Source organism: Xylanibacter brevis ATCC 19188 (assembly GCF_000621725.1).
GTDB classification, from domain to species: domain Bacteria; phylum Bacteroidota; class Bacteroidia; order Bacteroidales; family Bacteroidaceae; genus Prevotella; species Prevotella brevis.
The window spans coordinates 25,271-37,969 of record NZ_JHXM01000010.1; the positions used below are offsets into that span (position 1 = coordinate 25,271).

The following is a 12,699-nucleotide window of genomic DNA, read 5'->3' on the forward strand; positions in this document are numbered from 1 at the left end:
ATTATGGCTATAAAGAAAAGACCAGTATCTCCACGCCAGAAGATGATCAACCTGATGTATGTCGTCTTGATGGCTATGCTTGCGCTGAACGTCTCAAACGAGGTGCTCAACGGCTTCTCTATTGTGGAGGAGAGCCTGAATCGCACGACGGCCAATGCGTCTAAGGAGAGTGCTGCAATATATGAGGATTTCGAACAGCAGATGGCTTCTAATCCTCAGAAGACGAAGGAGTGGTATGACAAGGCTCAGATGGTGAAGCACATGTGCGACTCGCTCTATAACTTTGCTGCCGAACTGAAGCTTGCCATTGTGAAGGAAGCTGATGGTGAAGATGGAGATCCTGCTAACATCAAGAACAAGGAAGACCTTGAAGCTGCCAACCAGGTGATGCTGGCTCCGGGACGCGGTCGTGGCGAAGAGCTGCGTCAGGCCATCAACTCATTCCGTGAACGGATGTTGAAGATGGTGCCCGATCCTGCACAGCAGAAAATCATTGCAAGCAATCTGACTACCGAGGTGCCTCACACTGGATTGGGTAAGAACTGGCAGGAGTATATGTTTGAGTCTATGCCTACATCGGCTGCAGTCACTTTGTTGTCTAAGCTGCAGAGTGATGTTCGCTATGCAGAGACGGAAGTGCTGCATACGCTGATTCAAAATGTCGATGTGAAGGATATCCGTGTGAATGCACTTGATGCTTTTGTGATTCCTAACTCGCAGACCATCGTTCGCGGTGACAAGTTCTCTGCCCATATCGTAATGGCTGCCGTGGATACCACGCAGGTGCCCGATATCTATATCAATAATCAGAAGATGAACCTGAAAGATGGTCTCTACGAGACTGTCTGCGGTAAGACGGGCGATTTTACTCTGAAGGGATTTATAGAAACGGTGAATGGTAATGGTGATAGATTGCGTCGCGACTTTGAACAGAAGTACACCGTGGTGGATCCCAGCGCAACGGTATCTGCTGATTTGATGAACATGTTGTATGCTGGCTATAATAACCCTATCAGCATCTCTGTGCCTGGTGTCCCCCAGAATAAAATTACGGCCACGATGACTAATGGCTCGCTGACCTCGGCAGGTCCTGGCAAGTTTATTGCTCGTCCGTCGAAAATTGGTGAGAATGCGATTATCACTGTCACTTCTACTAATACAGGTCGCCCTCAGCAGATGGGACAGTTTGCTTTCCGTGTGCGACGTTTGCCCGATCCTACACCTTATATAGATATAAAGGATGAGAAAGGTAATCCCGTTCGTTTCAAGGGTGGTGGCATGTCAAAGGCCAGTCTGATGTCGCTCGATGGCATCGGTGCTGCTATCGATGATGGTATCCTGGATATTGGCTTCCGCGTTATCTCGTTTGAGACGGTGTTCTATGATAACATGGGTAATGCCGTACCTTGGGTGGGCGAGGGCAGTAAGTTCTCTGCACGCCAGAAAGAAACCTTCCGCAAGTTGACGCGCAATCGCCGCTTCTATATCTCACGTGTAAAGGCTATTGGCCCTGATGGTATAGAGCGTACGTTGCCCACGTCGATGGAGATTATTGTGAAGTAGTGAAGAAATAAGAGTTAAGAAAGATATGAAGAGACTATTATTCTTATTGATGATAACGCTGGTGGCTGGTGGCGCAATGGCGCAACCCAAGCAGCGTCGTAATCAGCAGACTGCTGAGAAAAAACAGCAGCAGTCAAATTCTCAGGGAATGACACAGCGCATGCGCATTCAGTATCCCACGGCACTCGATATGCCCGAGGATGTGGTGTGGCGTCGTGATATCTACCGCGAGATAGACCTCAGTCATGAAGCTAATGCGGGCCTTTATGATCCTGTGGAGCCTGTTGGCAAACAGATGAATCTGTTCACTTATATCTTCAAATTGGCTCTTCAGGGCTATATCCCTGTGTACGAATACCGTCTGGATGGCAACGAGGTACTGGAGGCCAGTGCCAAGATTGACATGAAGACCGTGCTCGACAACTATCATATCTTCTATGAGGAGAAAGACGGTAAGCTAAAGGTGGATAACAGTGATATTCCTTCTTCTGAGGTGAAGATGTACTATCTGAAGGAGAGTGCCTATTATAACCAGGCTAATTCCACTTTCCATATCAAACCGTTGGCATTGTGCCCTGTGATGTTGCGCGAAGATGACTTCGGTGGTGAGGCTGCTAAATATCCCTTGTTCTGGGTGAAATATAGTGAGGTGGAACCTTATCTCAGTCGTCAAACCGTGAAGACCAGTGATATCAACGATGCCGCAGTGATGAACATGGACGACTATTTCACACTGAATAAGTATCAGGGTAAGATCTATAAGACGGCGAATCGTCTTGGTAAGACCTTGGCGCAGATAGCAGGAAACGATACCACCAAGTTGTCTTCTGAGCAGAAACGCATTGAGAAAGAACTGGAGAATTTCCGCAATGGCATCTTTGGTGAAAGAGAGAAACCTGCAGAGCCCGATAGCGTAGCCGCTAATACGGCAAAGGATAAAAAGACGGCTACACGTAGGACGCGCACTACTGCAAAGAAAGAGAAAGTGACGAAGACCAAAACGAAGAGTTCTTCGGGCGGAGGTTCCTCGGCAGCACGTGTCTCCGTGCGCAGACAGCGACATTAATATCTAGATATGATGATACAAGGGAGGTTCATACAAAGATTATATCTGACGGCGATGGCATTGTTTCTGACGATGTCATCGTTCGCGCAAGATATACAGATAGGCGCCAAGGGTGGATTTGACCTGACGTCTATGGAGTTTTCAAGTGGTGATCTTGACAAGAGCAACCGTGCAGGTTTCTTCATTGGTCCCAGCATGCGTATAGATACACCTGTGATGGGACTCTCTGTCGATGTGTCGGCACTCTATGATCAGCGTAACATCAAGGTGGGCACACGCACGCTCACACAAGAAAGTCTGGTGGTGCCGGCCAATGCTCGTTTCGGGGTGTCTATCGGCGATCTGCTGGGCATCTTTGTCAGTGCTGGTCCTCAGTTGAGCTACAATCTGGGTAAGTCTTCTTTCCAGTGGGAAGACATTGATCACTATCGTAAGCACTTCACCTTCCAAGAGACCACCCTTAGCATCAACCTTGGTGCGGGTGCCAAGATTGGTGGCAACCTTGAAGCTGGCATCTATTATAACGTGCCCCTAGGCAAGACTGCCGACTTTACCTGGGATACGCTGGCTTCAGAACTTCAGGATTTAGATATGCACACCGCCAAGTCTAAGACCAACGCTTGGCGTATTTCCGTTTCTTATTATTTCTAACGCTTGACCTACGCAGACGTCATATTGCCCGTGCCGTTAGACGGCCTTTTTACCTATGCTGTTCCTCAGTCGATGGAAAGCACAGTGGCAACAGGCATGCGTGTGTTGGTACCCTTTGGTAAAAGCAAGACCTATATTGCTATCATTGCTCGTCTTCATCAGCAGAAGCCAGAAGGCTATGCCGTGAAGGATATTCTTCAGCAGATAGACTCTTCCCCCATTCTGTTTCCACAGCAGCTCAGGCTATGGCAATGGATCTCCGATTATTATATGTCGCCCATTGGCGAGGTCTATAAGGCTGCTCTTCCTGCAGGACTGAAGGCAGAAGATGGCTATCGTCCTCGTACAGAGACTTATATCCGTCTGACCGCCAACTACCGTCAGGAGGCTTCTCTGCATGTGGCGCTCAACATTTTGAAGCGCGCTCCCAAACAGTTGGAAGCCTTTATTGGTTATCTCTCACTGTCGCGATGGGACACCATCGATGGCGATACCTGTCGCGAGAGCGTGATAGAAATCACACGCGAGGAACTGATGAACTCCACCGGTGCAACACTTCCCACGCTCAATCAGTTGATAAAGCGTGGCTTTCTTGAGACCTACGAGGTGGAGGTGGGACGCCTGAATCACGGCGGTGAGCCACACCCAGAGCTCGTCAAGGCGTTGAACCCAGCTCAGCAGGATGCCTACAATCAGATTCTGATGTCGTTCATGAAGAAGAACGTCACTCTGTTGCATGGTGTCACCTCTAGCGGCAAGACGGAGATTTTCATTCATCTTATTCAGCGCGAGATAGAGCAACACCGCCAAGTGCTCTACCTCTTGCCCGAGATTGCACTCACCGTCCAGATGATGCAGCGCTTGCAGCGCGTCTTTGGACTTCGTTTAGGTATCTATCACTCTAAGTATAGTGATGCCGAACGTGTGGAGATATGGCAGAAGCAGCTCTCTGATAATCCTTACGACATCATTCTTGGTGCTCGTTCTGCGGTGTTCCTGCCTTTTAAGAACTTGGGGCTGGTCATCGTTGACGAGGAACATGAAACCAGCTATAAACAGCAAGACCCCATGCCGCGCTATCATGCTCGCAGTGCTGCTATCATGTTGGCGCAGAAGGGCGCGCGTGTGCTTCTTGGCACTGCCACCCCATGTGTGGAGTCCTATCATAATGCGAAGACTGGAAAGTACGGACTTGTTGAACTGAAAGAGCGCTACCAGGGCATCGAACTGCCCGAGATTCAGGTTGTGGATACTCAAGACCTGCAGCATCGTAAGATGATGAATGGTCCGTTCTCACCTCTTTTATTAGCACGCGTACGCGAGGCTTTGGATCGTGGCGAACAAGCTATTCTATTTCAGAACCGTCGAGGATGGGCTCCGATGGTAGAATGTAAGCAGTGTGGTTGGGTGCCTCGTTGCGAACATTGTGACGTCAGCCTGACATTGCACCGCAGTATGAACCAACTGACGTGTCATTACTGTGGTTTCACCTATCGTATCCCCACCGAGTGTCCGGCCTGCGGTTGTAAGGACCTGCAGGGCCGTGGCTATGGCACCGAGAAGATAGAAGACCAGATACGCGATATCTTCCCCGATGCACGTATCTCGCGTATGGACCTCGACACCACGCGCACCCGCAATGCCTACGAGCGTATTATCAGCGATTTCTCTGCCGGACGTACCAATCTGCTCATTGGCACTCAGATGATCAGTAAGGGTCTTGACTTCGATAAGGTCAGTGTGGTTGGTATCCTTAATGCCGATACCATGCTCAACTATCCCGACTTCCGTGCCTATGAGCACGCCTTCATGATGATGGCACAGGTGAGTGGTCGTGCCGGTCGTAAGGGAAAGCGTGGCTTGGTGATTCTCCAGACGAAGAATCCTCAGTTGCCTGTCATTCAGCAGGTGGTTCGCAATGACTATCAGGCGCTCTATCAAGACATGGTGGCCGAGCGTCAGTTGTTCCATTATCCTCCTTATTATCGCCTGATTTACGTGTATCTGAAACACAAGAACGATGATGTGGTCAATACTGCCAGTCTCGAATTCGGTACTCGCCTGCGTCAGTGGTTTGGCGGTCGTGTGCTTGGTCCCGACAAACCAGCCGTGGCAAAAGTAAAGACCTTGTGCATCCGTAAGATGGTTCTCAAACTTGAGAACGGCATCGATATGCCCAAGGTCCGTCAATATTTAACGCTTGCCCAACAGCAGTTGCTGCAAGACAAGCGTTATAGTTCACTTCAGATCTATTATGATGTAGATCCTCTGTAGGAGGTCTCTTTATTCTTAAATGTGGATGTCGCAACCGATACCGATCACACGGTTGGTACGGGTGAAGGCGTCGCTCTCTCCAGCAGTGGGATAGTTGTTGCGTTTGTAGTTGTCGTAGTAGGTTTGGAAGTAACCACCTTTCAGTGTGATGTTGTCGTTCACCTTATAGTTAGCACCAAAACCAAGACTATAGCTGTTTACTACGAACGACATATCGTTCATGTATTCATCTGTCAGACCATAGCGTGTCAGCTGTCCACCCAGTGAGATGGTGATGCGGTCGTTGACGTCCCACTCAGCACCTGCCAGCACCTCCCATGAGTTGTTGTCCAGCTTATGCTGTGTATTGCCATACCAGTTGGCGTCCTTGTCAAAGTAGTAGTGTCCGCCCAGGTTCAGACGCAGTGGATCGATGGGCGTCCACATGGCACCCAGTGTCAGCAGGGCAGGCTGGTCTTCGTTCACCTCCTCGCTGTCGCGGAACTTATTGACAGATTCAATCTCGCTGGCTTCAAAGACTGTTGACTCGTTCTTCATTCTGATTTCAGTCTTAAACTCGTACTTTGCAGCCAGATTGAAGCGGTTGAAGCGATAGTCGATACCAATCACAGGAGCAATACCCACGCTCGACTGGTTGCAGAGCAGGTTCACACCGTCTGAGTATTTTGACAACTGAGCCAGACGTGTGCTGCTGGCGTGCAGTTGATCGCGACTGCCCTCCAACTGTGCCTTCTGAGCTGCCAGTTCTGTGTATTGAGGTGTGTTCGTCATGTTGTTAGCCTCCAGCTGACTCATGCCGTTGCTCACCTGGGTGATCATGCCGTTCAGTGTGCTGATACAGCCCTGAGCCTGAGCTTCTACCTGTGGCAGGAAGCTACCGAAGTTCATGTATGAAGGAGCGATGTCGCCGCTAAATCCAACCTGGATATTGCTGATACGCGCCTTGTAGGTGGCGGTACCATAGAGCAGTCGCAGACCACCATATACCGACAGGTCGTCGTTCAGTTTGTAGGCTGTACCCAGTTGGAAGCCGAAGTAGTACTGGCGTCCCTGCATATAGCCGTCCATGTCGTAGCCGATGATATTGTATTCAGGCAGAACAGCTGGCTGACCATTCATTTTCAGCATGCCGTTGATTTGCTTAGCAGCACCGTCGAGCGTCATCAGTCCGCTGGCAATGTTACCAACTACGCGCTCAAACGAGCCCAGACCGTTGTCAAAGTTGCAGGCACCGCCACCGCCGGGCACTGAGAAGTTGAACTGCAGACTCCAGTCACCTTTGTTCCAAGCAGCCTGAATAGAGGGAATACATGGAGCATCGGCCACACCCTCATAAGTCTTTGTGGTCTGTCCATTGTTCTTCTTGCCATACTTAAAGTATTCGCTGGTTGACTCAATGGTACGTGTCTGGTGAGCATATTGCCAGTTGAATCCCAGGTGGAATCCCTCGGGCAGGAAGACAACACCTGCAGGGTTCGAGTAAACACCGTCCAGACTGATGGCAGCGTCGCGTGCAGGGTTTCTCAAAAAATCGATGCTTTGATTCGTGTTGGTTAAGATACCACCTGCATTCGCTGTGGTGGCTGCTGCCAGCAGAAGGCTGGCCAAAATTGATTTTGTTTTCATTTCAATTTAAAACTTTGTTGAAAAAATTCGGCTGCAAAGGTATAGAGTTTGTTTTAAAACTTTTTTAATACATCGCCTAGATTAAGATAAATTAACTAAAAAACTGCACAAACTTGCACAAAAAGTGCAGTTTGTGCAGTTTTTCGTTGCACAAAAGTGGGTTTAAGTGTGCATTTTATGCGCCGTTTTTCTTCTCTTCAGGGTAGCTGATACGGGTGTGATAGATTGTTTTCAGCTTTTCTATCATCACGGTTTGTGCGTATGCAATGTCGCGGAAGGTGATAGGACACTCGCGGAAATAGCCCTCTTCCACCATGCTGTTAACAATTTTGTTGACCAGTGTGCGGATGCTCTGCTCCGTATAGTCTGGCAGCGAGCGTGAAGCAGCCTCCACGGCGTCGGCCATCATCAGGATGGCTTGCTCCTTGGTGAACGGGTTAGGACCGGGATAGGTGAACAGCAGTTCATCGATATCCTCGTCGGGATGCTCGTTCTTATACTTGATATAGAAGTATTTTGCCTTGCCCAGGCCGTGGTGTGTGGCAATAAAGTCACGAATCTGGTTGGGCAGGTTATGCTGGTTGGCCAGTTTCAGTCCCTCGGTGACGTGGCTGATGATCATCTGTGCGCTCTCAATATACGATAGTTGGTCGTGAGGACTGATGCCGCCCGATTGGTTTTCGGTGAAGTAGATGGGGTTCTGTGTCTTGCCGATGTCGTGATACAGAGCTGCCGTACGCACCAGTTGCGGGTTGCCGCCAATCTTACGTGCTATCTCAGCAGCCAGGTTGCCCACCTGGATAGAGTGCTGGAAGGTGCCGGGCGCTACCTCGCTCATGCGTCGCAGCAGGTCCTTGTTCATGTCGCTCAACTCAATCAGCGTGATGTCTGACGTAAACCCGAAGAACTTCTCGATGAGATAGAGTAGAGGGTAACAGCAGAACAGGATGATGCCGCTCAGCACCAGGAACACATATTCAGTATGCTCTATGCGCTCGATGTTGCCAGAACGAATCATAAACACTGCCAGGTTGGCCAGCATGGCCACACTCGATGTGATGATGGCGGTCCAGAACAGTTGTGAACGGCTCGACAGTTCCCTCAGCGAGAAGATGGCTGCCAGTCCTGCAGCTATCTCTACGGATATAAACTCCAGTGGGCGTTGCAGCATGGTGGCACAGATCAGCACCACCACCACATGAGCCATGAAGGCCGTTCGTGAGTCCATAAACACGCGGATGAAGATGGGCACGATGGCGAAAGGCAGCAGGAACACATGGAATAGGTTGTGTTCTACCAGCAGCGACGCATCCACCGTGGCCAGCACGATGAGTGCATAGATCATCATGGCCGAGCGAATACGCTCGAAATAGTCGCGGCGATAGATGCTCAGATAGATGGTGAAAGCACCTATGAGTAGTGTCACAAAGAGCAGTTCGCCCACTACCGTACTGTTAAAGGTGGATTCAGACTTATGTCTCAGTTCTATCTCTTTCAGGTACGAGGTGATGATCTGAAACGTATGCTCGTCAACCAGATCGCCACGGCTCACAATCTTCTGACCTCGTTGCACCACGCCAATAGCCAGTGGCACGCTGGCCACCAGGTCTTCCATGCTCTCCTCGCTGCGCGACTTGTCGTAGGTCAGGTTGGGTACCAGATAGTTGTTGATGTCCATCTTAGAGATGGCCTCGTGGTAGTACATCAGGCCTGGGTCCAGCCTCAGTCGTTCGTAGGCTTCCACGGGGGTCAGCACCGAACCGGCGTCAATGCTTGTGGCCTCTTTGTCGTCAATGCGGCGTATCGCTCTCACCGTGTCTTCTGCCACTTTCATGGGTTTCTTCGTATCCACAATGCCCTGCTTGTAGAGTACGCGAATGCGAGAGCTTACCGCGTTGATAAAACTGCCGGAAAGTCCAGGTTGCTTCTGTCTTATCTCCGTGATAAACAGATGCTCCATTTGCTGTCCTTTCTCCTTGTCGTAGATGTAGTATGGCTCATAGTCCTTCAGCACCTGTCTTCTTTCCTGTTGTATCACAGAGTCGCTTTTGTAAACGGGGAAGTCGAATTGTGCTATCAGGTCGTTATGCCGCCACACCTTGTCCATCTCCACTTTGAACGAAGGCTTGTTGTCTCGTGGCATAAACCACACGATGAAGAGTACGGTGCCAAGCATCAGGGCAATGCGTTTTGCGATGTCTTGCCACGTCAGTTCTATCTTAAAGTTAATACCTTTCATGTAGATAAGTCTTTGTTTCTGGCAGCAAATTTATACATTATTTCGCATACAACCAAGGTTTTAACCGAAATTATAGCAATGTGACAGCGGTGAAACGGCTTCAAAAGGTTTGATTGCGTCACCCCCGAATCGCCACGTTACACCTATTTAAATAAAATTAGGAAAATTGATGGCTGAATGATTAAAAATTAGTACCTTTGCACCAAAATATAAAAAGAACTAAAAAAACACATGGCAGAAAGAAAAGTGAGGGTGCGCTTTGCACCCAGTCCCACAGGACCCCTTCATATCGGTGGCGTACGTACCGCCTTGTACAATTATCTGTTCGCCAAGCAGCATGGTGGCGATCTGGTGTTCCGTATTGAGGATACCGACACCACGCGCTTTGTGCCCCAGGCTGAGGCCTACATCATCGAAGCCTTCAACTGGTTGGGCATCAAGTTCGACGAAGGCGTATCTTTCGGTGGTGAGCATGGCCCCTATCGTCAGAGCGAGCGTCGCGACATCTACAAGAAGTATGTGAAGCAGCTGCTGGACAACGGTAAGGCTTATATCGCCTTTGATACCCCCGAGGAGTTGGCCCAGAAGCGTGAGGAGATCGAGAATTTCCAGTACGACAATAAGACCCGCACCATGATGCGCAACTCGCTGACCATGCCTCAGGAAGAGGTGGAGAAGCTGATTGCCGAGGGCAAGCAGTATGTGGTGCGCATCAAGATTGACGCTGGCGAGGAAGTGCTTGTTGACGATATGATTCGCGGTGAGGTGCGCGTGAAGAGCGACATCCTCGATGATAAGGTGCTCTATAAGAGTGCCGACGAGCTGCCCACCTATCACCTGGCCAACATCGTTGATGACCACCTGATGGAGATCACCCACGTGATCCGTGGTGAGGAGTGGTTGCCCAGTGCCCCCTTGCATGTGCTGCTCTACAAGGCCTTTGGCTGGCAGGACACTATGCCCCGCTTTGCCCACCTGCCCTTGTTGCTGAAGCCCGATGGCAAGGGTAAGTTGTCTAAGCGCGATGGCGACCGTCTTGGTTTCCCCGTGTTCCCCCTCGACTGGAAAGATGAGCAGGGCAACGTCACCTCTACGGGCTATCGTGAGCAGGGTTACTTCCCCGAGGCTGTCATCAACTTCCTTGCTCTGTTGGGATGGAACCCTGGCACCGAGCAGGAGCTCTTCACCCTCGACGAACTGGTGCCTCTGTTCGATATCTCTAAGTGTTCAAAGGCCGGCGCTAAGTTCGCCTACGAGAAGGGCATCTGGTTTAACCACGAGTATGTCCTGAAGAAGAGTGCAGAGGAGATTGCCCGTCTGTGGGAACCCGAGGTGCGTGCTCATGGCGTCAATGACTCGTTCGACCGCATCGTTAAGGTCTGCGAGATGATGAAAGACCGTATCAGTTTCGTCAAGGAGCTGTGGCCTCTCTGTTCATTCTTCTTTGAGGCTCCCACCGCCTATGACGAGAAGACAGCCAAGAAGCGCTGGAAGGAAGACTCTGCTCAGGTGATGACCGAGCTCATCGGCGTGCTTGAGGGTATTGAGGACTTCTCGCTCGAGAACCAGGAACAGATTGTTCACGCTTGGGTTGAACAGAAAGAGTATAAGTTGGGCAACGTGATGAATGCTTGGCGTCTGACGCTCGTTGGTGAGGGTAAGGGTCCTGGCATGTTCGATATCTCAGCCTTCTTGGGCAAGGATGAAACCATTGCCAGAATGAAACGTGCCATCGAAGTGCTGGGCTAATGTTATACAACCTGATCATATATCTATATCTTCTTGGAGTGGCTATCTATAGCCGCTTCAACGAGAAGGTGCGTAAGATGTGGCGTGGTGAGCGCGATGCTTTCCGCGTGTTGCGCGAAAAGGTAGATCCCAATGCTCGCTATGTGTGGTTCCATGCAGCCTCGTTGGGCGAGTTTGAGCAGGGCCGTCCCTTGATCGAACAGATCAAGCGCGAGCATCCCGACATCAAGATCCTGCTCACGTTCTTCTCACCCTCAGGCTATGAGGTGCGCAAGAACTACGAGGGTGCCGACATCATTACCTATCTGCCCCTCGACACCATCACCAATGCACGTCGTTTCCTGCGCATCATACGTCCAGAGATGGCTTTCTTCATCAAGTATGAGTTTTGGTACAACTACCTGCACATACTGAAGCATCGCCATGTACCCGTATATAGCGTGTCCAGTATCTTCCGCGACGGACAGGTGTTCTTCCGCTGGTATGGTCGTCAGTATGGTCGTGTGCTGAAGTGCTTCACCCATTTCTTCGTGCAGAACGAGAAGAGTCGTGAGTTGCTGGCAGGCATTGGCCTGACCAATACGACGGTGGTTGGTGACACCCGTTTCGATCGTGTGCTCCAGATCAAGGCCGCTGCCAAGCAGTTGCCCATCGTTGAGGCTTTCGTTAAGGATGCTCCACATGTGTTTGTGGCCGGCTCTTCGTGGCAGCCCGACGAGGAGATCTTCATCAAGTATTTCAATCAGCATAAGGATTGGAAACTGATTATCGCCCCTCACGTGATAGGTGAAGACCACCTCCAGCAAATCGAGAAACTGCTCGAAGGTCGCAAGGTCATCCGCTATACGGAGGCAGAATCTCACCTCTCAACACTCACCTCTCAACTCTCATCTTTCGACGTTCTCATCATCAACTGCTTCGGCCTGCTCAGCAGCATCTATCGCTATGGTGATGTGACCTATGTCGGTGGCGGTTTTGGTGTTGGCATCCACAACACGTTGGAGGCCGCCGTGTGGGATGTTCCCGTGTTCTTTGGTCCCAACAATCAGAAGTTCCAGGAGGCCCAGAAGTTGAAAGCCTGCGGTGGAGGATTAGAGATTTCAAGTTATGAAGACTTCGAGCGTCAGATGAATCTCTTTGATGCTGATGCTCAAAAGATAACGTCCGCCGGTCAGGAAGCCGGCAAGCTGGTGCAACAACTGGCTGGTGCCACACAAAAAGTGTTGAGCGGCGTACAAATCAAATAAAAATGAAAAGCGGCTGTGCATCGAGCATAGCCGCTTTTCGTTTCTCACTTTTTCTTGCCTTTCGCCTCTTTTGTTTTGATGGTGTCAGGCTTCTCCTTCTGCAGATAGGCAGGTGGTGGTCCATAGACCACGCGTATATCTCCCTCTTTGATCATCTCCGGAGCAGGTGCGGGCTTTGTCTCCTTTACTACGTTCTTGCTCGATTTGCAGGCACCAAAGCCCAGTGCTGCAATCGCACCGGTCAGCAAGATGTTCGTAGTCTTCAGTACTTTCTTTTTCATATC

General features: G+C 50.3%; 9 protein-coding genes. 6 read left to right on the forward strand and 3 right to left on the reverse strand.

All coding sequences use genetic code 11. From position 1 onward, the window contains the following. Window positions 1–3 precede the first annotated feature (3 nt). The 4 genes from porM to priA are packed head-to-tail and all read left to right on the forward strand — an operon-like array spanning window position 4 to window position 5,554. Window positions 4–1,563, forward strand: a complete 1,560-nt coding sequence (gene porM / locus T433_RS0106475) for a type IX secretion system motor protein PorM/GldM (protein ID WP_027455283.1) — start codon at window positions 4–6, stop codon at window positions 1,561–1,563. 25 nt (window positions 1,564–1,588) lie between these two features. Next, window positions 1,589–2,629: a type IX secretion system ring subunit PorN/GldN gene (gene porN, locus T433_RS0106480; protein WP_027455284.1), complete on the forward strand. Its 1,041-nt coding sequence runs from the start codon at window positions 1,589–1,591 to the stop codon at window positions 2,627–2,629. 54 nt (window positions 2,630–2,683) lie between these two features. After that, on the forward strand, window positions 2,684–3,280 hold the full coding sequence (locus T433_RS0106485) for a porin family protein (protein WP_162164183.1): 597 nt from the start codon (window positions 2,684–2,686) through the stop codon (window positions 3,278–3,280). 3 nt (window positions 3,281–3,283) lie between these two features. Next, window positions 3,284–5,554 carry a replication restart helicase PriA gene (gene priA / locus T433_RS0106490; RefSeq protein WP_027455285.1) on the forward strand — a complete coding sequence of 757 codons (2,271 nt, stop codon included), beginning with the start codon at window positions 3,284–3,286 and terminating at the stop codon, window positions 5,552–5,554. A gap of 15 nt (window positions 5,555–5,569) precedes the next feature. Here the strand turns inward: priA and T433_RS0106495 are convergent, their stop codons facing one another. Together T433_RS0106495 and T433_RS0106500 are read right to left on the reverse strand one after the other, a co-directional pair. Continuing rightward, a complete protein-coding gene (locus tag T433_RS0106495) occupies window positions 5,570–7,180 on the reverse strand; it encodes a porin family protein (protein ID WP_027455286.1) in 1,611 nt (536 codons plus the stop codon). A gap of 175 nt (window positions 7,181–7,355) precedes the next feature. Then, on the reverse strand, window positions 7,356–9,419 hold the full coding sequence (locus T433_RS0106500; protein WP_027455287.1) for an HD family phosphohydrolase: 2,064 nt from the start codon (window positions 9,417–9,419) through the stop codon (window positions 7,356–7,358). Window positions 9,420–9,650: 231 nt separating this feature from the next. Between T433_RS0106500 and gltX the strand changes: the two genes are divergently transcribed. Then, window positions 9,651–11,168 carry a glutamate--tRNA ligase gene (gene gltX / locus T433_RS0106505; RefSeq protein ID WP_027455288.1) on the forward strand — a complete coding sequence of 506 codons (1,518 nt, stop codon included), beginning with the start codon at window positions 9,651–9,653 and terminating at the stop codon, window positions 11,166–11,168. Then, window positions 11,168–12,415 carry a 3-deoxy-D-manno-octulosonic acid transferase gene (locus T433_RS0106510; RefSeq protein ID WP_027455289.1) on the forward strand — a complete coding sequence of 416 codons (1,248 nt, stop codon included), beginning with the start codon at window positions 11,168–11,170 and terminating at the stop codon, window positions 12,413–12,415. Before gltX ends, T433_RS0106510 begins: the two co-directional genes overlap by 1 nt. Before the next feature lie 44 nt (window positions 12,416–12,459). Here the strand turns inward: T433_RS0106510 and T433_RS0106515 are convergent, their stop codons facing one another. Beyond that, window positions 12,460–12,696, reverse strand: a complete 237-nt coding sequence (locus tag T433_RS0106515) for a hypothetical protein (protein ID WP_027455290.1) — start codon at window positions 12,694–12,696, stop codon at window positions 12,460–12,462. Window positions 12,697–12,699 lie beyond the last annotated feature (3 nt).